The 24348-nt window shown below is 66.2% G+C and carries 22 protein-coding genes; 19 read left to right on the top strand and 3 right to left on the bottom strand.

The window, feature by feature from the left end; translation table 11 throughout:
• The first annotated feature begins 87 nt into the window (after positions 1–87).
• The 18 genes from ftsH to SR882_RS09220 all read left to right on the top strand — a co-directional run bounded on the left by ftsH (position 88) and on the right by SR882_RS09220 (position 19880).
• The gene (gene ftsH / locus SR882_RS09305; RefSeq protein WP_322520973.1) at positions 88–2100 is read left to right on the top strand and encodes an ATP-dependent zinc metalloprotease FtsH; all 2013 of its coding nucleotides are present in this window, start codon (positions 88–90) and stop codon (positions 2098–2100) included.
• The gene (gene folP, locus SR882_RS09300) at positions 2097–2927 is read left to right on the top strand and encodes a dihydropteroate synthase (RefSeq protein WP_322520972.1); all 831 of its coding nucleotides are present in this window, start codon (positions 2097–2099) and stop codon (positions 2925–2927) included. The genes ftsH and folP overlap by 4 nt, the downstream gene beginning before the upstream one ends.
• A gap of 215 nt (positions 2928–3142) precedes the next feature.
• Positions 3143–3838 (top strand): c-type cytochrome, encoded by a 696-nt coding sequence (locus SR882_RS09295; RefSeq protein ID WP_322520971.1) that lies wholly within the window; start codon positions 3143–3145, stop codon positions 3836–3838.
• A 151-nt stretch (positions 3839–3989) separates the two neighbouring features.
• On the top strand, positions 3990–5321 hold the full coding sequence (glmM, locus tag SR882_RS09290; protein ID WP_322520970.1) for a phosphoglucosamine mutase: 1332 nt from the start codon (positions 3990–3992) through the stop codon (positions 5319–5321).
• A gap of 235 nt (positions 5322–5556) precedes the next feature.
• Positions 5557–6297 carry a 30S ribosomal protein S2 gene (rpsB, locus tag SR882_RS09285; RefSeq protein WP_322520969.1) on the top strand — a complete coding sequence of 247 codons (741 nt, stop codon included), beginning with the start codon at positions 5557–5559 and terminating at the stop codon, positions 6295–6297.
• Between the two features lie 111 nt (positions 6298–6408).
• Positions 6409–7284 (top strand): translation elongation factor Ts, encoded by an 876-nt coding sequence (gene tsf / locus SR882_RS09280; protein WP_322520968.1) that lies wholly within the window; start codon positions 6409–6411, stop codon positions 7282–7284.
• A gap of 188 nt (positions 7285–7472) precedes the next feature.
• Positions 7473–8216 carry a UMP kinase gene (gene pyrH, locus SR882_RS09275; RefSeq protein WP_322520967.1) on the top strand — a complete coding sequence of 248 codons (744 nt, stop codon included), beginning with the start codon at positions 7473–7475 and terminating at the stop codon, positions 8214–8216.
• Positions 8209–8766: a ribosome recycling factor gene (gene frr, locus SR882_RS09270; RefSeq protein WP_322520966.1), complete on the top strand. Its 558-nt coding sequence runs from the start codon at positions 8209–8211 to the stop codon at positions 8764–8766. Before pyrH ends, frr begins: the two co-directional genes overlap by 8 nt.
• Before the next feature lie 6 nt (positions 8767–8772).
• The gene (gene uppS, locus SR882_RS09265) at positions 8773–9546 is read left to right on the top strand and encodes a polyprenyl diphosphate synthase (protein WP_322520965.1); all 774 of its coding nucleotides are present in this window, start codon (positions 8773–8775) and stop codon (positions 9544–9546) included.
• Entirely contained in the window at positions 9543–10367 is an 825-nt protein-coding gene (locus SR882_RS09260; RefSeq protein ID WP_322520964.1) for a phosphatidate cytidylyltransferase, read from the top strand. The genes uppS and SR882_RS09260 overlap by 4 nt, the downstream gene beginning before the upstream one ends.
• A gap of 1 nt (position 10368) precedes the next feature.
• Positions 10369–11613, top strand: coding sequence for a 1-deoxy-D-xylulose-5-phosphate reductoisomerase (dxr, locus tag SR882_RS09255; RefSeq protein WP_322520963.1), 1245 nt, complete (start codon positions 10369–10371; stop codon positions 11611–11613).
• Positions 11614–11616: 3 nt separating this feature from the next.
• A complete protein-coding gene (rseP, locus tag SR882_RS09250; protein WP_322520962.1) occupies positions 11617–12999 on the top strand; it encodes an RIP metalloprotease RseP in 1383 nt (460 codons plus the stop codon).
• 116 nt (positions 13000–13115) lie between these two features.
• On the top strand, positions 13116–15458 hold the full coding sequence (gene bamA, locus SR882_RS09245) for an outer membrane protein assembly factor BamA (protein ID WP_322520961.1): 2343 nt from the start codon (positions 13116–13118) through the stop codon (positions 15456–15458).
• Positions 15459–15558: 100 nt separating this feature from the next.
• Complete coding sequence (locus SR882_RS09240; protein ID WP_322520960.1) at positions 15559–16071, top strand: OmpH family outer membrane protein; 513 nt, start codon at positions 15559–15561, stop codon at positions 16069–16071.
• A 22-nt stretch (positions 16072–16093) separates the two neighbouring features.
• Positions 16094–17185, top strand: coding sequence for a UDP-3-O-(3-hydroxymyristoyl)glucosamine N-acyltransferase (gene lpxD, locus SR882_RS09235; protein ID WP_322520959.1), 1092 nt, complete (start codon positions 16094–16096; stop codon positions 17183–17185).
• A 14-nt stretch (positions 17186–17199) separates the two neighbouring features.
• Positions 17200–17640, top strand: coding sequence for a 3-hydroxyacyl-ACP dehydratase FabZ (gene fabZ, locus SR882_RS09230; RefSeq protein ID WP_322522411.1), 441 nt, complete (start codon positions 17200–17202; stop codon positions 17638–17640).
• The gene (gene lpxA / locus SR882_RS09225) at positions 17637–18404 is read left to right on the top strand and encodes an acyl-ACP--UDP-N-acetylglucosamine O-acyltransferase (RefSeq protein WP_322520958.1); all 768 of its coding nucleotides are present in this window, start codon (positions 17637–17639) and stop codon (positions 18402–18404) included. The genes fabZ and lpxA overlap by 4 nt, the downstream gene beginning before the upstream one ends.
• 78 nt (positions 18405–18482) lie before the next feature.
• Positions 18483–19880: a class II fumarate hydratase gene (locus tag SR882_RS09220; protein ID WP_322520957.1), complete on the top strand. Its 1398-nt coding sequence runs from the start codon at positions 18483–18485 to the stop codon at positions 19878–19880.
• Between the two features lies 1 nt (position 19881).
• On the opposite strand, the gene lpxB is transcribed toward SR882_RS09220, so the two are convergent.
• Positions 19882–21120 (bottom strand): lipid-A-disaccharide synthase, encoded by a 1239-nt coding sequence (gene lpxB, locus SR882_RS09215; RefSeq protein WP_322520956.1) that lies wholly within the window; start codon positions 21118–21120, stop codon positions 19882–19884.
• 44 nt (positions 21121–21164) lie between these two features.
• Here lpxB and rnhB point away from each other — a divergent pair, with 44 nt between their 5' ends.
• Positions 21165–21773 carry a ribonuclease HII gene (gene rnhB / locus SR882_RS09210; RefSeq protein WP_322520955.1) on the top strand — a complete coding sequence of 203 codons (609 nt, stop codon included), beginning with the start codon at positions 21165–21167 and terminating at the stop codon, positions 21771–21773.
• Positions 21774–21797: 24 nt separating this feature from the next.
• On the opposite strand, the gene SR882_RS09205 is transcribed toward rnhB, so the two are convergent.
• On the bottom strand, positions 21798–23006 hold the full coding sequence (locus SR882_RS09205) for an HD-GYP domain-containing protein (protein ID WP_322520954.1): 1209 nt from the start codon (positions 23004–23006) through the stop codon (positions 21798–21800).
• A 54-nt stretch (positions 23007–23060) separates the two neighbouring features.
• Positions 23061–24347 (bottom strand): type III PLP-dependent enzyme domain-containing protein, encoded by a 1287-nt coding sequence (locus SR882_RS09200; RefSeq protein WP_322520953.1) that lies wholly within the window; start codon positions 24345–24347, stop codon positions 23061–23063.
• Between the last annotated feature and the right edge of the window lies 1 nt (position 24348).

The raw sequence follows: 24348 nt of genomic DNA, 5'->3' as shown, positions 1-24348 counted from the left end.
CCGAACAATATTCGATTCATTGATTCGCCAGGGCAGGCGGGCATCGGGGATGTCCGCCTGTTTGCGGCTGTACGCAGAGGTGTTGCGTTGAACGATTTGACCAAGAACATCCTGATCTGGGTGGTAATCGCGATCGTGCTGATGACGGTGTTCAACAGCTTCGATCAACGCGCAACCACCACGAGTGCGGTGCCGTACTCGCAGTTCATTCAGGACGTGAAGAGCGGGCGCGTCGACTCGGTCACCATCGAAGGCCAGACCATCAAGGGCACCACCGGCACGGGCACGCGTTTCGAGACCTACAGCCCGGAGACGGACAACCGTGCCCTGATCGGTGATCTGCTGAACAACAACGTGGCGATCAACGCCAAGCCGCCGGAGAAGCCGTCGCTGCTGATGACGATCTTCATCCAGTGGTTCCCGTTCATCCTGCTGATCGCCATCTGGATCTTCTTCATGCGCCAGATGCAGGGCGGCGGTGGCCGCGGCGCCATGAGCTTCGGCAAGTCCAAGGCCAAGCTGATGAGCGAGGACCAGGTCAAGGTCACGTTCAGCGACGTCGCCGGTGCCGACGAGGCCAAGGAAGAGGTGGTCGAGCTGGTCGACTTCCTCAAGGACCCGGGCAAGTTCCAGCGTCTCGGCGGCAACATCCCGCGCGGCGTGCTGATGGTCGGTCCGCCGGGTACCGGCAAGACGCTCTTGGCCAAGGCGGTCGCCGGCGAGGCCAAGGTGCCGTTCTTCTCCATCTCGGGTTCGGACTTCGTCGAGATGTTCGTCGGCGTGGGCGCCTCGCGTGTCCGTGACATGTTCGAGCAGGCCAAGAAGCACGCCCCCTGCATCATCTTTATCGACGAGATCGACGCGGTCGGTCGTCATCGCGGCTCGGGCATGGGCGGCGGCCACGACGAGCGCGAGCAGACCCTCAACCAGCTGCTGGTCGAGATGGACGGCTTCGAGGGCAACGAGGGCGTGATCGTGGTCGCGGCGACCAACCGCGCCGACGTGCTCGACAAGGCGCTGCTGCGCCCGGGCCGTTTCGATCGCCAGGTCGTGGTCGGTCTGCCGGACGTGCGCGGTCGCGAGCAGATCCTCAACGTCCACCTGCGCAAGGTGCCGGCGGCGAAGGACGTCGAGCCGTCACTGATCGCCCGCGGCACCCCGGGCTTCTCCGGCGCGGACCTGGCCAACCTGGTCAACGAGGCCGCGTTGTTCGCCGCCCGGGCCAACAAGCCGGACGTGACCATGGCCGATCTCGAGCGCGCCAAGGACAAGATCATCATGGGCGCCGAAAGGAAGTCCATGGTGATGAGCGAGGACGAGAAGAAGCTCACCGCCTACCACGAGGCGGGCCACGCGATCGTCGGCCGACTGGTGCCGGAGCATGATCCGGTCTACAAGGTCTCGATCATTCCGCGCGGCCGGGCGCTGGGTATCACCATGTTCCTGCCGGATGCCGATCGCTACAGCTATTCCAAGCGCAAGCTCGACTCGAACATCTCCAGCCTGTTCGGTGGGCGGATCGCCGAGGAGCTGATCTTCGGTGACGAGGCGGTGACCACCGGGGCCTCGAATGACATCGAGCGGGCCACCGAGCTGGCGCGCAACATGGTCACCAAGTGGGGCATGTCCGAGAAGCTCGGCACGCTCTACTACTCCGAGGACGACGGCGACCCCTTCATGGGGCGCCAGGCCTCGGGTGGTCACTTCTCCGACGAGACCAAGGAAGTCATCGACGTCGAGATCAAGGACGTCATCGACCGCAACTACCAGCGCTGCCGTCAGATCCTGGTCGAGAACATGGATATCCTGCACGCGATGTCCGAAGCGTTGATGAAGTACGAAACCATCGACGCCAAGCAGATCGACGACCTGATGGAGCGCCGCCCGGTGCGCGAGCCCGAGGACTGGGGCGAGCGTGGCTCCGGCACGGGTGGTGAGCCGCCGAGTTCCGGTGCGCACATCGATACCACCGACGACGAGGTCGAGGACGACGAGCCCACTCGTGACGACGGCGGATCGGATGATGACGGTCGATCCGAATCCGATGACGGCAATCGCACCCCCAGTGGTGACCCGCTGGGTGGCCCGCGCGGCGGATGACCGCCCCGTGTGCCTGCCCGGACTGGCGCCAGTCGGCGCGCCCGTTGATCATGGGCATCCTCAATGCTACGCCGGATTCGTTTTCCGACGGGGGGCGCTTCGACAGCGTCGACCGGGCGGTGGCGGCCGCGCAGGAGATGATCGAGGCCGGCGCCGACCTGATTGACGTTGGCGGCGAGTCGACGCGCCCCGGGGCCACCCCCGTTGCCGAGGCGGAAGAGCTGGCGCGTGTCATCCCGGTGATCGAGGCGTTGGCTATGCGTTTCGATTGCCCGCTGTCGGTGGACACGAGTTCACCGGTGGTCATGACGCGAGCGGTCGAGGCGGGTGCCTGCCTGATCAATGACGTTCGCGCGCTGACCCGCCCGGGCGCCGTCGAGGCGGCGGCAGCGAGTGGCGCGTCGGTCTGCGTGATGCACATGCGCGGCGAACCCGATGACATGACGACGCGCACGGGTTACGCCGACGTGGTGACCGAGGTGATCGACTATCTCGCCGAGCGGGTGGAGTGCCTGCGTTCGGCGGGCATCCCTGCCGAGCGCATCCTGGTGGACCCGGGGTTCGGATTTGCCAAGACCCATGCGCAGAACTTCGCCCTGTTGCGTCGCCTCGATGAACTCGCGCGCCTGGACGCGCCCATCCTGGTCGGCATGTCGCGCAAGCGCATGATCGGCGAGGCCACCGGGCAGTCGCTCGAGCGCCGTGCCGTAGGCAGTGCGGCGGCCGCCCTGTTGGCGGCCGAACGTGGTGCTGCCGTGCTGCGCGTGCACGATGTCGAAGCCACACGTGACGCACTGGCGGTTTGGGAGGCCGTCTGCGCTGCATGAGCCGGACCGCGGCATGTATACAAATACGGCTTTCCCGCCATAAAAGCGTTTGCCTTGGAACGAATTAGGGTTTTCTGATATTTTGCCCGGCGGGGTTAATTTGGTTGACTTGAAATCACCGCCAATCCGCCGGTTCACCGTTTTCCGATGTCACTGGCATCGTGGTGTTTTTTGCCCGGCGGGTGTCGCGGGGTGCAACAGTTGAGAGAAAAATCATGAAACAGATGCGTCGTTCACTCATTGCTCTTGCCGCCAGTGGTGCCCTCGCGGCCCCGATGCTGGCTCATGCCGTCGGCGACGTCGCCGCGGGCAAGGAAAAATATGCCTCCTGTGCAGCCTGCCACGGCGCCGATGGCGGCGGTCAGGGCGGGGCGTTCCCGAAGCTGACCGGCCTGGACCAGGAAGGCACTGCCAAGAAGCTGGCCGCCTACCGCGACGGTGACCAGGATTACCTCAAGAGCGTCGGCCTGGGCGATCGTTACGGCACCATGGCGCCGAACGCCTCGAACCTGTCCGATGAAGACATCGACGATCTGGCTGCCTACATCGCCGACGAGTTCGGTGGTTCCGCTGGTGGTGAGGGCGGTGATCAGGCCGCCGCCGAGCCGGCTGCCGAGAGCGGCGCAATCGCCAAGGCCGACGTCGAGCGCGGTCAGGCGCTGTACTCCTCCTGCGCCATCTGCCACGGCGAGCAGGGCGAGGGTGGTCACCTGATGAACGCGCCGAAGCTCAAGGGCCTGCCCGCTTCCCAGGTCGCCTCCCTGCTGAAGGTGTACCGCAAGGGCACCGAAATGGGCCAGTACTCCTACGCCATGATTCCGCAGGCCACTCACCTGTCCGACGCGGACATCAACAACCTCGCCGCCTATGTGGCCACCATCGGCAAGGACGAGGTCGTCGAGCAGGAGTGATTCGTCGCCGCCACTCAATCGTCCAATTCGGTTGAGTGGGGGTGGACGCAGTGTGGACGCCGGCTATCATGCCGGCGTCTTTGCGTTCGGTATTCGGGGTGGGTTGGGCCTCGGCGAGCGTTCGAGAATCAATAGTCAAGGGGAAACGGCTGTGAGCAGGGTGTTTGGAACCGATGGTGTGCGGGGTGCGGTGGGGCGATACCCCATGACCCCGGAGTTCGTGCTCAAGCTGGGCTGGGCCGCCGGCAAGGTGCTGGGTGATCACGGCCGGCGCCGGGTGCTGATCGGCAAGGACACCCGTGTGTCGGGTTACATGTTCGAATCGGCCCTGGAGTCCGGTTTTTCGGCGGCGGGTGTGGACGTGCGCCTGCTTGGCCCGATGCCGACGCCGGCCATCGCCTACCTGACGCGCACCTTGCGTGCCTCCGCCGGTGTGGTGATCAGTGCCTCCCACAACCCATTCGACGACAACGGCGTGAAGTTCTTCTCCGCGCATGGGGAGAAGCTGCCGGACACCGTCGAAGACGAAATCCAGGCCATGCTCGATCAGGACCTCGAGGTGATCGACAACCGCCATTTGGGCAAGGCCGAACGCATCAGCGACGCGGCCGGTCGCTATATCGAGTTTTGCAAGAGCACCGTGCCGATCGGCATGAGCCTCGCCGGTCTGCGCATCGTGGTCGACTGCGCGCACGGCGCCACCTACCAGGTTGCCCCGCGCGTGTTTACCGAGCTGGGCGCGGAGGTCGAGGTGATGGGGGCGGCACCCGATGGCTTCAACATCAACGAAGGGTGCGGTTCGACCCATCCCGACGCGTTGCAGGCTGCCGTGCGGGAGTCGGGCGCGGACCTCGGTATCGCCTTCGACGGCGATGGCGACCGGGTGGTGATGGTGGATGCCGACGGCATGATCCGCGATGGCGACGAGCTGCTGTACGTGATCGCGGCCGGCCGGATCGAGCAAGGCTATGCCGGCGGGGTGGTCGGCACCCTGATGAGCAACCTGGGCCTCGAACAGGCGATCGAGGCGCTGGAGCGACCGTTTCTGCGTGCCAAGGTGGGCGATCGCTATGTCCACGAGGCGCTCCGGCGCGAACAGTGGCTGCTGGGTGGCGAGTCGTCGGGGCATTTGCTGTGCCTGGATCGCCACACGACGGGCGATGGCATCGTCGCCGCGCTGCAAGTGCTGGCGGAGATGGCGCGCCGTGAGCGTTCGTTGACCGAACTGCTCGAGCCGATGACCGTATTGCCGCAGACGCTGGTCAACGTGCGCATCGAGCGACCCGTCTCGCTGGAGGACCCGGTGGTCGTCGACGCCGTGGCGGCGGCCGAGCGTGAGCTGGCCGGGCGGGGACGCGTGTTGCTGCGCCCGTCCGGAACCGAGCCCTTGATCCGCGTGATGGTCGAGGGGGAGTCCCGAGACCAGGTGCGCGAGGTCGCCGAGGGGCTGGCCGAGGTCGTGCGCCGCCACGCGGCAGCCTGACCGATCGTCCCTGTCGAGGCGTCCGGTTCGCGCGCCGGTTGCCGAGGGTGACTTCGGCGGTTCCGTATTGGGGCGTTCTCCCGTATAATCCGCGCGCCGGGCCGTGACTTGCTCACGTTGTCCCGGAAATTCCACACGCCCATCAAGATGGCAGCGCGGGGTGCCCAACGGTTCGGCCGGGGTTGCGCTGTCAGATGTGGCGGAGGCCTAACCCAACATAATCAGGTAGTTACCAATGGCTAAAATCACGATGCGTCAGATGATCGAGGCCGGTGTCCACTTCGGTCACCAAACTCGATACTGGAACCCGGGCATGGCGCCCTACATCTTCGGTCAGCGCAACCGGATCCACATCGTCAACCTGGAAAAGACGCTGCCGATGTTCGAGGATGCCTTGAACTATGTCGGCAAGCTGGCAGGTAACGGCGGCAAGATCATGTTCGTCGGCACCAAGCGTTCGGCCCGCGATCTGGTCGAGCAGGAAGCCAAGCGCTGCGGCATGCCGTACGTCAACCACCGTTGGCTCGGCGGCATGATGACCAACTTCCGCACCGTGCGTGCTTCCATCCGCCGCCTCAAGGCGCTCAAGCAGATGGAAGAAGACGGCAGCCTGGCGAAGCTCGTCAAGAAGGAAGCCCTCGAGACCACCCGTGAGCGCGCCAAGCTCGAGCGCTCGATCGGCGGTATCCAGGACATGGAGCGCCTCCCGGACGCCCTGTTTGTCATCGACGTCGGTCACGAAGACATCGCCATCAAGGAAGCCAAGAAGCTCGGCATTCCGGTGGTCGCCGTGGTCGATACCAACAACAGCGCCCAGGGCGTCGACTACGTCATCCCGGGTAACGATGACGCCATCCGCGCCATCCAGCTGTACACCACCGCCGTGGCCGATGCCGTGCTGGACGCCAAGGGCGCGACCAGTGTCAGCGAGTCGGACTTCGTCGAGGTGGCTGACGAGGAAGAAGCGGCCAAGTAATCGCCGCTCGTAGTGGGGCGGCCGTTTCGGTCGCCCTGCCGCAGATTTTCTGAACAACGGGTCGCCTGACCCGTTGTTTTTGTACAAGACAGATTCGGGAGAAGACAGCTCATGGCAATTACCGCCTCTCTGGTCAAAGAGCTCCGCGAGCGCACCGGCTCGGGCATGATGGAGTGCAAGAAGGCACTGGTCGAGACCGACGGCGACATCGAGGCCGCGATCGAGCAGATGCGCAAGAGCGGTCTGGCCAAGGCCGACAAGAAGGCTGGCCGCGTTGCCGCCGAAGGTCAGGTCACCATCGCGATCAGCGACGACCGCAAGAGCGCCGCGATGGTCGAGATCAACTCCGAGACCGATTTCGTCTCCAAGGGTGACGACTTCGCCGGTTTTGCACAGAACGTCGCCGAGAAGATCCTGGCCGATGATCCGGCCGACATGGACGCGGTCAGCGCGTTGGACGTCGACGGTGAAAAGGCCGACGATCGCCGCAAGGCATTGGTCGCCAAGCTGGGCGAGAACATCCAGATGCGTCGTTTCGTGCGCATGGCAACCAGCGGCGTGATCGGCGCCTACCGTCACGGCGAGCGCATCGGCGTGCTGGTCGAGCTCGAGGGTGGCAGCGAACAGCTGGCGCGCGATCTGGCCATGCACGTGGCCGCGACCAAGCCGAGCTGCGTCGACGAGTCGCAGGTCGACGAGGCCACCGTCGAGAAGGAGCGCGAGATCTTCCGTGCCCAGGCTGCCGAGTCCGGCAAGCCGCCGGAGATCGTCGAGAAGATGATTGGCGGCCGTATCCGCAAGTTCCTCGCCGAGATCACCCTGGTCGGCCAGCCGTTCGTCAAGGATCCCGACCAGACCGTCGGCCAGCTCCTCAAGAATGAGGGCGCCAAGGTGGTTCGCTTCGAGCGCATGGAGGTCGGCGAAGGCATCGAGAAAGAGGAAGGCGACTTCGCCGCCGAAGTGATGGCGCAGGTCAAAGGGGGCTGATCCCCTTGCCGAAAAGCCGGGCATGCCCCGGCTTTTTTTTGAATCGCGGAATTTCCGCCTAAGCCTCGCCACCCGGTTCCACGCGAGCCGGCGCCACCCGACGGGGTTTATGCAGGAATGTCCGACGCCGCCGCGCCCCGACGCGAGTGGTCCGTCCCACGCAAGCTCACAGCCCACAGGTGAACGATATGCAAGCTGCCGGCTCTCCCCGTTATCGACGTGTTCTGCTCAAACTCAGTGGCGAGGCGCTGATGGGTGATCAGTCATTCGGGATCGACCCGGCCGTGATCAATCGCCTCGGTGACGACATCCAGGCCCTCATGGACCAGGGTATCGAGGTGGCCGTGGTCGTCGGTGGTGGCAATATCTTCCGCGGCGAGGGCCTGGCCGGCGCGGGCATGGATCGGGTGACCGGCGACCAGATGGGCATGCTGGCCACCGTGATGAACGGGCTGGCCATGCAGGACGTACTCGAGCGGCGGGATCTCAAGGTGCGGGTCATGTCGGCGGTGTCCATCCATGCGGTGTGCGAGGACTACATCCGTCGTCGCGCCATGCGCCACCTGGAGAAGGGGCGGGTGGTCGTGCTGGTCGGCGGGACCGGCAATCCGTTCTTCACCACCGACTCCGGCGCGAGCCTGCGCGCGGTCGAGCTCAAGGCGGACCTGATGATCAAGGCGACCAAGGTGGACGGTGTCTACAGTGCCGATCCGACCCTGGATGCGAGTGCAGAACGCTACGATCATTTGACGTACAATGCCGTGCTCGACCAGCGGCTGGGCGTCATGGACGCTACCGCGATCGTGATGTGTCGCGATCAGCAGATGCCGCTGATGGTGGTTGACATCAATGAGCCGGGGAACCTGGTGCGCGCCGTGGCCGGCGAGTCCGTGGGAACCCTGGTGACAGCGGAGAACGAGAAGAATGATTGACGATATCGTCAAAGACGCCCGCTCGCGCATGAACAAGAGTATCGAGGCGCTCAAGAGCGAGCTTTCCAAGATCCGCACCGGCCGGGCGCACGTCAGCGTGCTCGACCATATCCACGTGGAGTACTACGGCAGCCAGGTGCCGCTTTCCCAGGTCGCCAAGCTGTCGGCCGAGGACGCGCGCACCCTGTCGGTCACCCCGTGGGAGAAGGACATGGTGGGCAAGATCGAGAAGGCGATCATGACCTCCGATCTGGGCCTCAACCCGTCAAGCGCCGGGACCGTGATCCGCATTCCGATGCCGCCGCTCACCGAGGAGCGTCGTCGCGAGCTGGGCAAGGTGGTGCGCAACGAGGGTGAGAACGCCAAGATCGCCATCCGCAATATCCGTCGGGACGCCAACAACGACCTCAAGGGCTTTCTCAAGGAAAAGGAGATTTCCGAGGACGAGGAACGTCGTGGTCAGGACACCGTCCAGAAGGTGACCGACGAACGGGTCGCCGAGGTGGACCAGATCGTGGCGGATAAAGAAAAAGAGCTGATGGAAGTCTGAGGCGACGTGCGGGGGCGTAGCCACGATCCCGAGCCGGTGGCCGACATCGATCCGGCCCGTCTGCCACGCCATGTGGCGATCGTCATGGATGGCAATGGCCGGTGGGCGCGTGCGCGTCACCTGCCTCGCACCGTCGGTCATCAGCGGGGCCGGCGCGCGGTGCGCGCCACCATCCGCGCGGCCATGCGCCGTGGCGTTCCCCTCCTCACGCTGTTCGCCTTCTCCTCCGAAAACTGGAAACGTCCGGCCGACGAGGTCGACGCGCTGATGAAGCTGTTCATCAACGCGCTCGAGAAGGAGCTCGACGAACTCGACCAGAATGGCGTGCGCCTGAGCTTCATCGGCGAACGGTCACGGCTGGATGCCTCGGTCCAGGCGCTCATGAAGGCCGCCGAGGCGCGTACGGCCGGTAACGAACGTCTCCAGCTCCAGATTGCCGTGAGTTATGGTGGCCAGTGGGACATCCTGCAGGCCGCCCGGCAGCTGGCCGAGCGTCACGCCGAATCCTCGCTGCCCCTCGATGACCCCGAGACACTGCGATCGGCCTTCGAGGCCGGACTGGCGACCGCGGGGCAATCGCCTGTCGATCTGTTCATTCGTACCGGCGGCGAGCGGCGCCTGAGCAATTTCCTGCTCTGGCAGGCCGCCTACGCCGAGCTGTATTTCACCGACGTGCTCTGGCCGCTGTTCGACGAGGCCGAGTTCGATCGGGCCCTGGGCTGGTTCGCCGGGCGGAACCGCCGCTTCGGCCGCGTCGAGTCCAACGAGGCAAACCCATGACCGGTACGCCGTTGCGTCTATTGACGGGGACGATCGCCGGCCTGGTCTCGCTGGCCGTCATCCTCCTTGCCCCCGATCGCGTCTTTGCCGGGGTGACCCTGGTGGTGGTCGCCTGGGCGGCGGTGGAGTGGTTCCGTCTCTGCGGACTGGCCCCCTGCCAGATCTGGCCCTGGGTGGTGGCGACTATCGCTCTCGCCATCGGCTGGCAGGCGCTTTGGCCGTCCGGGCAACTGGTCTGGTTGATGGCGGTGGTGGCCGCGGTGTGGCTGGCGTTGTTCGCCGCGCAGCTACGCCATCGCCGTGAGCGTCCGGCCAACCGTCCGTTCTGGCTGCGTCGTGGCGTCGGCCTGATTATCCTTCCCCTGTTCTGGCTCGCGCTGGTCGAGGTGCACGCGGCGCCCGACGGTGAATGGTTGCTGGTGTTCGGCATCCTCGTGGTCGTCGTCGCCGACTCGCTCGCGTATTTCGCCGGCCGGGCCTTCGGTCGGCGCAAACTGGCGCCGATGATCAGTCCGGGCAAGTCGATCGAGGGCGTCCTCGGGGGGTTGGCCGGTGTTGCCGTACTGGCCGCGATCGGGGCGGTGCTGCCACTGTTCCTCGCCACGCCGAGCTGGCTGCTAGCCCTGTGGTGCGTGCTGGTGGCGCTGGCCTCGGTGGGTGGCGATCTCGAGGAGTCCCGTCTCAAGCGCGAGGCGGGCGCCAAGGACAGCGGTCGGATCCTGCCGGGACACGGCGGGGTGCTCGATCGTCTCGACGGCCAGTTCGCCGCCATGCCGCTGTGGTGGCTGGGGTTGTGGCAAATGCAGCTGCTGGGAGGCTGAGGTGGCACGGACCCGCATCGGTATCTTTGGCTCGACCGGCAGCATTGGGGCAAGCACGCTGGACGTGCTCGCCCGTCATCCGGAGCGGTTTTCCGTCGACGTGCTCGTGGCCCATTCGCGAGTCGACCCCCTGTTCGAACAGATCAAGCGGTTCCGCCCGGCGACGGTCGGTCTGGTCGATGCCGGCCGGCGTGCCGCGCTCGAGGAGCGACTGGCGAGCCTGCCGGCCGCCCAGCGACCGGCCGTGGTGGTGGGACAGGCGGCGGTGGACGAGCTGGCCGGTGATCCGGCGCTCGACACCGTGGTGGCCGCGGTCGTGGGCACCGCGGGCCTGGGGTCGACGTGGAATGCCCTGGCCGCCGGCAAGCGGGTGTTGCTCGCCAACAAGGAATCCCTGGTGGCCGCCGGGGAGCTGATGCTGGACGTGGCGCGGCGTGCCGGGGCGACGCTGTTGCCGATCGACAGCGAGCACAACGCCATCTTCCAGTGCCTGCCTGCCGATCAGGCCGCCGTGGTGGGGCGTGCCGGGCTGGTGGGCGACAGCAACGAGATCGAACGGTTGGTGCTGACCGCCTCGGGTGGGCCGTTCCGAGAGCGACCGCTGGCCGACTTCGCCGGCATCACCCCCGACCAGGCCTGCGCTCACCCGAACTGGTCGATGGGGCGCAAGATCTCGGTCGATTCGGCCACCATGATGAACAAGGGCCTCGAGGTGATCGAGGCGGCCCGGTTGTTCGGTGTGTCGGCCGAGCGCATCGAGGTGCTGGTTCACCCCGAGTCGGTGATCCATTCGATGGTGCGATTCGTCGACGGCTCGGTCATCGCCGAGCTGGGCGAGCCAGACATGCGCACCCCCATTGCCCACGCCCTGGCCTGGCCCGAGCGGATCGAGTCGGGCGTGGCGCCGCTGGATTTCGGTGCGCTCGCCGGGCTGCATTTCGAATCGCCGGACCCCGAGCGGTTTCCCGCCCTGCGTCTCGCCTTCGAGGCCCTGGCCGCCGGTGGGGGCATGCCCCTGGTGATGAATGCCGCCAACGAAGTGGCGGTCGCCGCCTTCCTGGAGCGTCGAATCGGCTTCATGGACATTCCGGCCGCGCTCCAGGCGGCCATGACGCACTTCGCCGGCAACGCGGCTGCCGGTGCGCCGGAGACCATCGAGGCGGTGCTGGCCGCCGATCGGGAGGTGCGGGCCTGGGCCGCGTCATGGTGTGACGCGCGCGGCAGCGCTACGGCGCTTGGGGGCTGATCGATGGATATTCTGCTCAGCGTGGTCGGCTTTCTGCTGACAATCGGCATCCTGGTGGCCTTCCACGAGTACGGTCATTTCTGGGTGGCGCGCCGCCTGGGGGTGCGGGTGTTGACCTTCTCGCTGGGTTTTGGCCGGGCGATCTTTTCCACCCGTCGCGGCCCCGAAGCGATCGAATATCGGGTCGGCATGCTGCCGCTGGGCGGGTACGTGCGCATGCTCGACGAGCGCGAGGGGGCGGTCGACCCGGCCGAGCGACACCGGGCCTTCAACCGCCAGTCGCTGAAGGTGCGCGCCGCCGTGGTGGCCGCCGGCCCGGCCGCCAACCTCGTGCTCGCCCTGGTGTTCTGGTGGCTGATGTTCATGGTGGGCACCCAGGGTGTGTTGCCCAAGGTGGGTGACCTGGGTGCCGAATCGCGCCTCGCCGCGGCAGGGCTGCAGGAGGGCGACATCATCCGCGCCGTGGATGGTGACCCGGTGATGACCCTGTCGGATCTGCGCTTGTCGCTGCTCAACGGCGCGATCGGGCAGCAGGCGTTGCCGATCACGATCGAGCGCGACGGCGGCCGCCAGGATATGACGCTCGACCTGCGCGAACTCGACCCGCTGGGCGGGGAGATCGGCCAGCAGCCCACGGATATTCTCGAGCGGGTCGGGTTTGCCCTCTGGCGGGCGCCGGCTTACGCCGAGATCGCCGAGGTGCAACCCGATTCGCCCGCCATGGCCGCCGGGCTCGAGGCCGGCGCGCGGATCGTCGCGATCGACGGGCGGGAATATCGGGATCCCTGGGCACTGATCGAGGCGATCGGGTCACGAGCGGGTGAGGAGACCCGACTGACCATCGAGACGGATGCCGGGCGGGAGGACGTGGTCGTCACGCCCCGACCGACTGAGGTGGAGGGCGAGACCGTGGGACGAATCGGGGTCGCCCTGGCCGCGTACCCGCTCGACACCGAGGCGGCCGAGTCGATGTTCCTGCTGGAGCGGGCCGGGCCGGTCGAGGCCATGGGGCTGGCGCTCGAGCGCAGCTGGGAGATGACCACCCTGACGCTGACGGTTTTCCAGCGGCTGCTGACGGGTGAGGCGAGCATCGCCAACCTGTCGGGGCCGGTTGCGATTGCCGAGTACGCCGGCAAGAGCCTGTTGCTGGGCCTGTCGACCTTCCTCGGCTTTCTTGCCCTGGTCAGCCTCTCGCTGGCGATCCTCAATCTGCTGCCGATTCCGATGCTCGATGGTGGGCACCTGCTTCTCTACGCCATCGAGGCGGTCAAGGGCTCTCCGGTGGGGGCCGCATTCGAGGAAGTCTTCGCCCGCCTGGGCATCCTGCTGCTTGGGCTGCTGATGGTGGTGGTCTTCTACAACGACATCGCGCGGTTGATGCACTAGCCCCGCTTGGGCCACAATACCCCGGATTTACCCTAGTGCCGGGCCGGCCTATCGACCGTGCCTCGGCCGGATTCCCGAGTTCCAATCCATCCGCCTGACCAGGAAAGCCTTTCGGCATGACCATCACCCAACGCTGCACCTCCCTGGCGCTTGCCGCGCTGCTTCTCTTGCCATCGCTGGCACAGGCATTCGAAATCACCGACATCCGGGTCGAGGGGCTGCGGACCATCTCCCCGGGGACGGTGTTCACCTACATCCCCTACGAGGTCGGCGACGACTTCCAGGCCGGTGACAGTACACGCGTGGTCGAGGCGTTGTACGACACCGGCTTTTTCAAGGATGTCCAGGTGGGCCGCGGTCCGGACGATGCGCTGCTGATCCGGCTGCAGGAGCGCCCGACCATCACGGCATTGGAGGTCAACGGCAACGACAAGGTCGAAACCGAAAAGCTGCAGGAAGCCTTGAAGTCGATCGGCCTGGTTCAGGGGCGCGTGCTCGACCAGCGGGCGCTGGACAAGATGCAGACCGAACTGCAGCGCGTTTACTACAGCCTGGGTCAGTACGGTGTGCAGATCGAGACCGAGGTCGAGGAGCTCGAGGACAACCGCGTCTTCGTCAATATCGAGATCTACGAGGGCAAGCCGGCGTCCATTCGCCGCGTGCGCATCATCGGCAACGAGGACTTCGACGAGGACGACCTGCTCGATCAGTTCGAGCTCGGCCCGGTTTCCTGGTGGCGTTTCTGGTCGAACGCCGACCAGTATTCCAAGCAGAAGCTGTCGGCGGATATCGAGCGGCTGCGCTCGTTCTACCTCGATCGCGGTTACCTCAAGTTCGCGGTGGACTCCACCCAGGTGACCATCACGCCGGACAAGAAGGATATCGAGGTGGTGGTCAACATCACCGAGGGTGAGCGTTATACCGTCACCGACGTCACCTACAGCGGCAACATGCTGCTCAACGAAGAGACCCTCAAGGAGTTGACGCAGGTCGAGGTGGGTGAGTACTTCAACCGCCGCCAGGTCGTCGATACCAGTGATGCCATCGGTCGCCGCATGGGCGACTACGGCTACGCCTTCGCACGGGTCGAGCCGCGCCCGGACATCGATGAGGCCGAGAAGACCGTGGTGGTCGACTTCAACCTCGAGCCGGGCCGTCGTGTCAGCGTGCGCGAGATCGAGTTCAAGGGGAACTACAACACCAACGAGGTCGTCTATCGTCGCGAAATGCGGCAGATGGAGGGCAGCTGGTACGCCGGCGACAAGCTCGACCGCTCCAAGCAGCGCCTCGAGCGGCTGCCGTCGGTGCAGTCGGTCGAGCAGCAGATCAAGCCGGTGCCCGAGGCGCCGGACCAGGTCGACGTCGAGTACGACATCACCGAGCAGCTGTCCGGCTCGCTCACCGCCGGCGTGGGCTTCTCCCAGGCCGAGGGCGTGTTGTTCAACGTCGGTCTCAACCAGCCGAACTTCCTTGGCACCGGCAAGGAAGTGGGCTTCAACGTCGAGCGCAGCTCGTACCGCGAGTATTACCAGTTCAACTACCGTGACCCCTACTTCACGGTCAACGGTGTCAGCCAGGGCTTCGGGCTGTTCTACCAGAAGCAGGACGGCACCGAGCTGTCGCTGTCGCGCTACCTGGTCGATTCGTTCGGCGGCAATATCAACTTCGGCGTGCCGCTCTCGGAGCTGACCTACGGTTCGATCGCCTTTGGCGTCGAGAGTCAGGAGATCAAGGCCACGACGCGTTCGCCCAGCTGGGTAACCGGTGAAACCGATGGCGACAACCCCGGCCCGGGCTTTGATGGTGAGCAGTTCTACACCTTCACGATCCGGCCGTCCTGGCGCTACGATTCGCGCAACCGGCACATGTTCCCGACTGCAGGCCAGTACCATAGCCTGTCGGCGACGGTGGCCGTGCCGGGCAGTGACCTGACTTACGTCAAGGGCGAGTACGACGGTGAGTTCTACCTGCCGCTGACCGACCTGTTCACCCTGCAGGCGCACGGCAATGTCGGTCAGATCAAGTCCTACGGCGATACCCAGAACGATTACGCCGGGGTGAGCCAGTATTACGACGGCGTGCCGCCGTTCCTGAACTATTTCACCGGCGGTATCCGTTCGGTGCGTGGTTACGAGGACTACTCGCTCGGTCCGCGCGACAACAACGACGACCCCATGGGCGGCACCTTCAAGCTCAATGGCGGGTTGGCCATCTATTCGCCGCTGCCGTTCCTGACCGAGCAGCGCGACTCGGTACGCATGTCGCTGTTCTGGGATGTCGGTAATGCCTACCGCGACCTCGAGAACTTTGAGGCCGATTCGCTGCGCCAGTCGGTGGGCGTGGGCCTGAGCTGGATCTCGCCGGTCGGCCCGCTGATGTTCAGTTTTGCCCAGCCGCTCAACGACGAGCCGGAAGACCGGACGCAGAGCTTCCAGTTCTCGATCGGCGCCTCGTTCTGACGGGCTGTGGCATAATGTGCCGCCATGCAGGAGTGGGGGTCGCCGACCGGCGGCGCCCGTTCGGTCCACATCGGGCCATGACGTTTCAGGAGATGACCGCGTGATTCGCTTGCTTCAACGATTCGCCTTACTCACGATCGCGCTGATGGCGCCGCTGACGGTGCAGGCAGCCGACATCAAGATCGGCTTCGTCAATTCCTCGGTCCTGCTCGAGCAGGCGCCCCAGGCCGAGCAGGCCAAGCAGAAGCTCGAACAGGAGTTCTCCGCCCGCGAGGAGGAATTGCGCGTCCTTCGCCAGGAAGTTCAGGAGATGGAAAATCGCCTCAATCGTGACGGCGTGACCATGAACGAGGGCGATCGCGGCAATCTCGAGCGCGAGCTCAATCGCAAGCTGCGCGACCTGCAACGCCAGCAAAGCAACTTCCGTGACGACCTGAACCTGCGCAAGAACGAGGAGCTCGGCAAGTTGCAGCGCCTGGTGCTCGATGCCATCCGCGAAGTGGCGCGGGAGCAGGGCTATGACCTCGTGCTTTCCGAGGGCGTGGTCTACTCGGCCGATCGGGTCGAGCTGACCAAGGATGTGCTCGACCGTCTCGAGCAGATGGGCCGCTGATCCGGCCGGGGCCTGACACACGGTGAGTATTTCGGCCAGCACGAGCGCGACCGTCGGCGAGATCGCCGACTGGCTCGACGCCCAAGGCATGGATGGGGCGATTGATGTGGCCCCCGACGAGGCCGCCACCCGCATCACGGGGGCGGCCTCGTTGGCCTGTGCCACCGCCGAGCAGGTCAGCTACTACGATGGCGACCGACGCAGCGCGGATCTGGCCACCTCGACTCGGGCCGGCCTGGTGCTGACCAACGAGGCCGGTCGCCAGCACTTGCCCCGGGGCGTCTGCTGCCTGGTCGTCGACCAGCCGAGGTTGGCCTTCGCCCGGGTGCTCGAGCGTCTGTATGCGTTGCCGGCCAGGCCCGCGGGCGTGCACGCCTCCGCGGTGGTCGACGAGAGCGCGACCATCGATCCCAGCGCGCGCATCGACGCCCAGGTCAGCATCGGCGCCGGCGCCCGTATCGGCCCCAAGGTCGTGATCGGCCCGGGCTGTGTGGTCGGCTCGAACGTGGTGATCGGCGAGGCCACTCGGCTGCTGGCGCGGGTGACCGTGCTCGACGATAGCCTGATCGGGGCACGCTGCGTGATCCAGCCCGGGGTCGTGATCGGTTCCGACGGGTTTGGTCTGGCGCAGGACAACGGCGTCTGGCGACGGGTACCCCAGGTGGGGCGCGTCGTGATCGGCAACGACGTCGATATCGGTGCGAACACCACCATCGATCGCGGGGCACTCGACGACACGGTGATTGCCGATGGGGTCAAGCTCGACAACCTGATTCAGATCGCGCACAACGTGCGCATCGGCGAGCATTCGGCGGTCGCCGGTTGCGCCGGTCTGGCCGGCTCGAGCGAGGTCGGTCGTCACTGCACCCTGGGCGGGGGGGTCGGCCTCGCCGGGCACCTCACGCTGGCCGACAACGTGCACATCACCGGCATGTCGATGGTGACCCGCTCGATCCACCGGCCGGGCGTCTATTCGGCCGGTACGCCACTGGACACGAACGAACGCTGGCATCGCAATGCGGCGCGATTCAAACAACTCGACCGGCTTGTGCGCCGGGTGAAACAACTTGAAAAACGGCTCGGCGACAAGCCCACGCCTGAGGAAGACTCGTGAGCGAAGACAACACCATGATGGTGCAGGAGATCATGAACCTCCTGCCGCACCGATACCCGTTCCTGTTGATCGACCGGGTGGTTGACTGGCAGCCCAATGAGTACCTGGTCGCGATCAAGAACGTGACCTTCAACGAGCCGTTTTTCCAGGGGCATTTCCCGGTCCGGCCGATCATGCCCGGCGTGCTGATCACCGAGGCAATGGCGCAGGCCACCGGCGTGCTCGCGTTCCGTTCCAACGGTGGCAAGCCGAAGGACAATGCGCTCTACATGCTGGTCGGCCTGGACGACGTGACGTTCCGCCGCATGGTCGAGCCGGGCGATCAGCTCACCATCCGGGTCGATATCAAGCGCATGGCCCGTGGCATGGGCATTTTCAACTGCACGGCGCATGTGGGCGACGAGCTGGCCGCGCGTGCCACGGTCAAGTGTGTGGCCAAGGAAGTGATCGAGTGATTCATCCGAGCGCGATCATCAGTGACGAGGCCCGTCTGCACGAGAGCGTGCAGGTCGGCCCCTTTACGATCATCGAAGGCGAGGTCGAGATTGGTGCCAACACGGTCATCGAGTCGCATGCGGTGATCAAGGGGCCGTGCCGGATCGGCGCGGATAACCACATCTTCAGCCATGCGGTCGTGGGCGAGGTGCCCCAGGATCTCAAGTTCGCCGGCGAGCGCACCTTTCTCGAGATCGGCGATCGCAACCGCATTCGCGAGTTCTCCACCATCCACCGGGGTACCGCCGGTGGGGGCGGACTGACGCGGCTGGGTTCGGACATCCTGGTGATGGCCTACGCCCATGTGGCCCACGATTGCCTAGTGGGTGACCACGTCATCCTGGCCAACGCCGCGTCGCTCGCGGGCCACGTCGAGGTGGGCGAGCACGCCATCTTCGGCGGGTTCGCCGTCGCGCACCAGTTCTGTCACATCGGGGCGCATGCCTTCATCGGGGGCTTTTCCAAGGTGTCCAAGGACGTGGTGCCGTTCGTGATGGCTGATGGGGCCCGCGCCCGGGCCATTGGTCTGAACAAGGAAGGGCTCAAGCGGCGTGGTTTCTCGCCGGAGACCATCACGCTGCTCAATCGCTGCTTTCGGCAACTGGTCAAGCGTCAGGGCGATGACCTGGTGTGGACCGAGTTCGAGCAGGCTGCCGAAACCGAACCGGCGCTCAGCGAGATGCTCGACTTCATTCGCGAGAGCGAGCGCGGCATTACCCGCTGATCCCCTGAATCTGGCGGCGTGGGCGCATCAGGCGGCCCGCGCTATCTTGTCCCAACCCGATCCCTCCCCATCGACGCCATGACTGCCACCAACTCCGCCGAACGCATCGAGCATGACAGCCTGGGCGAGGTGCGCTTGCCGGCTGATGCCCTCTACGGCCCGCAAACCCAACGGGCGGTCGACAACTTCCCGATCAGCGGCCGGCCCATGCCGGTGGCCTTCATCGATGCCCTCTGTCGGTTGAAGGCGGCCTGCGCGCGTGGCAACCAGGCCCTCGGCACCATGGAGGCGGCCCGTGGGGAGGCGATCGTGGCCGTGGTGGATCGGCTGGTGGCCGGGCTGGCCGACGGGCAGTTCCGTGATGCCTTCCCCATCGACGTCTACCAGACCGGCTCGGGCACCTCGAGCAACATGAACGTCAACGAGGTGATCGCCCATCTCGCCGGCGATGGTGCCGGGGTGCACCCCAACGACCACGTCAACATGAGCCAGAGCTCCAACGACGTGGTGCCCAGCGCGATCCGCGTGATGTCGGTGCTACGGGTCGAGCACGACCTGCTGCCCGCGCTGGCCCACCTGGAGACGATCCTGCTGGGCCGGGCAAGCGAATTGCGCGACGTGGTCAAGACCGGCCGGACGCACCTGATGGATGCGACCCCGATCCGCTTCGACCAGGTGCTGGACGGGTTCGTCGAGCAGTTGCGTGGTTGGCGCGTCGCACTCGAGCAGGCGCGTGACCGCAATCTTGCCTTGCCATTGGGCGGCACCGCCGTCGGCACCGGCCTGAACGCGCCGGCCGGCTTTGCCGACGCCGCCATCGATGCACTCAACCGTGATCTCGAGCGCGATCGGCCCTTCGGCCGCCTGGCCCATCCGGCCGCCGGCATGAGCGTGCAGGACGACTCGCTGGCGTTGAGCTCGGCCCTGCGTGGGGTGGCGGTATTCCTGCACAAGCTCGCCAACGACCTGCGCTGGATGAACAGCGGTCCGCTGGCCGGGCTGGGCGAAATAAGCCTGCCGGCATTGCAGCCGGGCAGCTCGATCATGCCGGGCAAGGTCAACCCGGTGGTGCCCGAATCGGTCGCCATGGTGGCGGTACAGATCCAGGGGCTGGATCATGCCGTTGCCATGGCGGCCCAGTCGGGCAATTTCGAACTTAACGTCATGTTCCCGGTGGTCGCCGCCAACCTCGACGAGATGATCACCTTGGGCAGCAATGCCTCGCGCCTGCTGGCCGACAAGGCCATTGCCGGGTTTACCGTCAACCGCGAACGGATCGAACGCGATCTCGCGGCCAACCCGATCCTGGTGACGGCGTTGAACCCGGTGATCGGCTACGAGGCCGGGGCGGCGATCGCCAAACGGGCCTACGCCGAGGGTCGGGCGGTGATCGACGTGGCGCGCGAGATGACCGATCTCGACGAGGCGACACTCGCCGAGCTGCTGGACCCGAAACGGCTGACGGGCGAGGCCTGAGTCAGGCCTCGATCATGCCGCTGGCCAGGTCAGCCAGCCGCTCGAACGCGCCTTGCTGGCCCAGTCGCGCCCTGATTTCCCGCAATGCCGCGCGCTGAGCGGCCGCGCCGTCCGGCGAGAGCAATCGCTCGACGTCCTCGGCCAGCCGCTCGGGCGTGACGGCCTCCTGCAGTCGCTCCGGGACGGCCTCGCGACCGAGGATGATGTTGGGCAGGCCGATATGCTCGATGCGCACCAGGTGTCGTGCCAGGGCATAGGTCAGGCGATTGCTGCGATAGGCGATTACCATCGGCGTGCCGATCAGGGCCGCCTCGAGCGTGGCGGTGCCGCTGGTGATCAGCAGCGCGTCGCTGGCGGCCATGACGCGGCGGGCACCGCCGGTGGTGACGATCAGTCGATCGCGCAGTGCTGTCGAGGGGGTGCAGGCCGCCATTTGCGCATTGAGCCAGTCGGCATCGATGGAGTCGGCCCGCGGCATGATGAAGCGGCGGTCGGGATCGGCCCCGATCAGGCGCTCGGCCGTGGCGATGAACGGCGGCAGCAGGCGCTCGATCTCGCCGCGGCGGCTGCCCGGCAGCAGACCCACGACCGGGATGTCGTCGGGCAGCGACAGGGCATGGCGGGCGTCGGCCCGGTCGGGTGCCTCGCGGTCGATCAGCTCGATCAAGGGGTGGCCGACGTGGGTGGTGGGCAGGCCGTGTTGGGCGAACAGCGCCACCTCGAAGTCGAACAGCACCGCCAGGTGATCGGCATAGCGATCGAAGTGTTTCGCGCGGCCCGCTCGCCAGGCCCAGACCTGCGGCGCGACGAAGAACAGCACCGGGATGCCGCGCGCCTTGGCGGCCTTGGCCAGACGCTGGTTGAACTCCTGGAAGTCGATCACGATGACCAGATCGGGCCGCTCGCGATCGAGCGCCTCGATGAGGATGTGCATGGCCGCGCGCAGCTGGCCGTAGTGGCGCAGCACCTCGACCAGGCCCATCACCGAGACCTGGTCCATGTCGACGATCGTCTCGATGCCGGCGGCCCGCGACTGAGCCCCGCCCAGACCGAAGGCCGTCAGGCCGGGCAGGCGCTCGACCAGGCGCGGCATCAGTTCGGCGGCGTACATGTCGCCGGAGGCCTCGCCGGCGGCGATCAGGAGGCGCGGGTGCGACGGGGCCTTGCCCTGGGCCTGGGCCTGAGTATGGGCCTGAGCCTGAGCCTGAGCATGGGGCAGGATATCGGTCTGGGAATCCAAGCAGCCCTCCGAAACAGAGGTGGTAACAACGAATGGGCGCGAGTATGCCGCAAGCCGACTTGTTTGACGATCTGGACCATGCGGGCTGCTACTGCGGCGTGGACGAGGCCGGCCGTGGGCCGCTGGCCGGCCCGGTGGTCGCCGCCGCGGTGATCCTCGACCCTGCCCGTCCGATCCGCCTGCTGGATGATTCCAAGAAGCTGACCGAACGTCGCCGCGAGGCCCTGTTCGACGAGATCCGCGAGCGGGCCGCCGGCTGGGCGATCGCCGAGGCGAGCGTGGCCGAGATCGACGAGCTTAATATCCTGCACGCCTCGATGCTGGCCATGCGCCGCGCGGTGCTCGCCCTGCTTGATGACGGCCATGCCCTCGACCGGGCGCACATCGATGGCAACCGCTGCCCCGAGCTGCCGGTGCTGGGCCGGGCGCTGGTGGGTGGGGATGCCTTGGATCCGTCGATCGCCGCCGCCTCGATCCTCGCCAAGGTGACCCGGGATCGCCAGATTGTCGCGCTGGATGCCGAGCACCCCGGTTACGGCCTGGCCCGCCACAAGGGCTATCCCACTCCGGCGCACCTTGCCGCCCTGGTCGAACTCGGTCCCAGTCCAATCCACCGCCGTTCGTTTGCCCCGGTGCGTCGTCTGCTGCCCTGACCGGGCTCGTGGACGGCGGACACCTCAGCCGGTGCGGTCTCGCAAGGCAACGAAATCCGCGTAATGATCCAGGAACAGGTCGGTCAGGTCGGGATCGAACTGCCGGCCGCGCTCGGTAGTGAACAGGTTGCGGATGCGCTCGTCTGCCCAGGCCGGCTTGTAGGCTCGCTTGAATGACAGGGCATCGAACACGTCGGCAATCGCCACCAGGCGCCCCTCGATCGAGATGCCGGTGCCCGACAGTCCTCGCGGGTAGCCGTTACCGTTCCAGTGCTCGTGATGCTCGTGGGCGATGGTGGCCGCGGCCTGCAGCAACGGGCGGCCCGAGGCCTTGAGAATGCCGTGACCGAGGTGCGTGTGCGCCTGCATCTCGCGGAACTCCTCGTCGGTTAGGCGGCCGGGCTTGTTGAGGATGCGGTCGGGGATCGCGATCTTGCCCACGTCGTGCAGCGGGGCGGCCTGGTGGATCGAGGTGACGTGATGAGCCGGCAGACCGGCCAGTGTCGCCAGGTGCCGGGCATAGGCGGCCACCCGGGCGACATGATTGCCGGTCTCCTCCGAGCGGGCCTCGCAGAGCTCGCCCAGCAGGCGCACCAGGTCGGTCTGGGTCGATTCGAGTTCCCGGTTCAGGCCACGGATCTGCGCCAGCCCGTCATCGACCTGGTGTTCGAGCTGCTGGCGAAAGGCGCGCTGGACGTCGGCCAGCTGCGCCTTGTAGCCCTGCATGAACCAACTGATCACCGCCAGGAAAAACAGCGCGGTCAGTTGCGCACCCAGCGCGATATCCGTGTACATCAGCGGGTAGAGCCGCGCCCAGTGCAGGGTGTAGACGCCTGCCACCAGCGCGAGGAAGGTCGCATCCCACAAGATCAGGCTGCGTGGGCGTTCCACCAGGAAGGCCGCGATGGGTGGGAAGAGCAGCATCCAGAGGATGTCGAAGCTTTCGATCTCCCCGATGAAGGCAAAGCTGATCAGGTAGGGCATCAATGCCGCCAGATACCAGCGCTTGGCCACTCGCCAGCCCCAGCGCAAGGCCACGCCCCAGGTCATCGCCACCGCGGCCAGCATCAGGGCATGCACCAGGGAAAATAGCGGGCGCTCGATGACCAGGTTCGCCACCAGCGAGATCAGCAGCAGCACGGCATTGATCAGCAGGAAACGGCGAAAGTGCAGGCCGGGATCGGGCCGTGCTATCGACGTGTCGGCCGCGATGGGGGAGGGGGTGTTCGGCATGTGGGTAGCGTTTGGCAGAGAGGAGGCTGGGGCGAGTGTTGGCCAGCGGATCGGTCAGATCAAGTATTCGATCGCCGGCTCGCGGGAAAGAAAGCCGGTTGGCGAGGCGGAAGCCCCGTAGGCACCCGACTGCAGCACGCCCAGCCAGTCCCCGGGCGCAAGTGACGGCAGGGGCTGGTGCTTGCCCAGCACGTCCAGCGGCGTGCACAACGGTCCGGCGATGTCGACGGTGTCATCGGCCTCGTCGTCGAGACGATCGACGGCGACCACGGGCCAATTGCGTCGCAACACGGCACCGAGGTTGCCGGACAGTGCCAGGTGGTGATGCATGCCGCCATCGCAGAGGAGATACGTGGTGCCGCGCGAGATCTTGCGATCGACCACCCGAGTCAGGTAGATGCCGGCGCCGGCGACCAGGAAGCGCCCCATTTCCAGTCGCGTCTCGATGCGTATGCCGCCATGCTGACCCAGCGCGGCCAGCTGCTCGTCGAGGCGGGCGAAGGCCGGCGCCAACGCAGCGAGATCCAGGGGTTGATCGCCTGGATGATAGGCCACGCCCAGGCCCGGTCCGATGATCAGTTCCGCCGGGGTGAATCCGGTGGTCTGCTGCCACTCGCGCAGCAGCTCGGTCCAGCCATCCAGGGCGGCGGCGATGGCCTCGGCATCCAGGCTCTGCGATCCGGCGAACAGGTGCAGCCCCACCAGGTCGATGCCGCCCTCGGCCAGCGTCTCGCGCTGGTCGAGCAAGGAGGGGATTACCTCGCAGTCGATGCCGAACGGGCGGGCGCCGCCACCCATGTGCATGCCCGAGCCCTTGAGTGCGAAGGGCGGGTTGACCCGCAGGGCGACCCGGGCACGTCGGCCCGAGGTACGGGCCACGACCATGATCCGTTCGAGCTCGCTGACCGACTCGGCGTTGATGGTGATGCCGGCCTCGATCGCGTAGCGGTGCTCGGCACGTGATTTGGCCGGTCCGGCGATCGAGCGTTTCTGTTCGGGGGCGGCCGCCTCGTCGGCCAGCCGCATCTCGTCGAGCGAGGCGCAGTCGAAGCCATCGACCAGGCCGGCCAGGTGGCGCACCACCGGCGGGAACGGGTTGGCCTTGATGGCGTAGTGGATGCCGATGGATTCGGGCAGTGCCGCGCGCAGTGTGGCGACCGCCATGTCGAGACAGCGGCGGCTGTAGAGGTAGGCGGGGGTCTGCGGCAGTCGGGCCGAGAGCGGCTGGCCGTCGATCGACAGGTAACCGTTTTCCCGGCCCCAGCAATCGGCCAGCGGTCCGAGGGTGCGCTCGAGAATGGCCTCGCCGGTGGCCGAATCGGGTGTGTCGTGCTGGGCCATG

This window comes from Guyparkeria halophila, from assembly GCF_034479635.1.
GTDB lineage: Bacteria > Pseudomonadota > Gammaproteobacteria > Halothiobacillales > Halothiobacillaceae > Guyparkeria > Guyparkeria halophila.
This window is presented reverse-complemented; position numbering and strand designations above follow the sequence as displayed.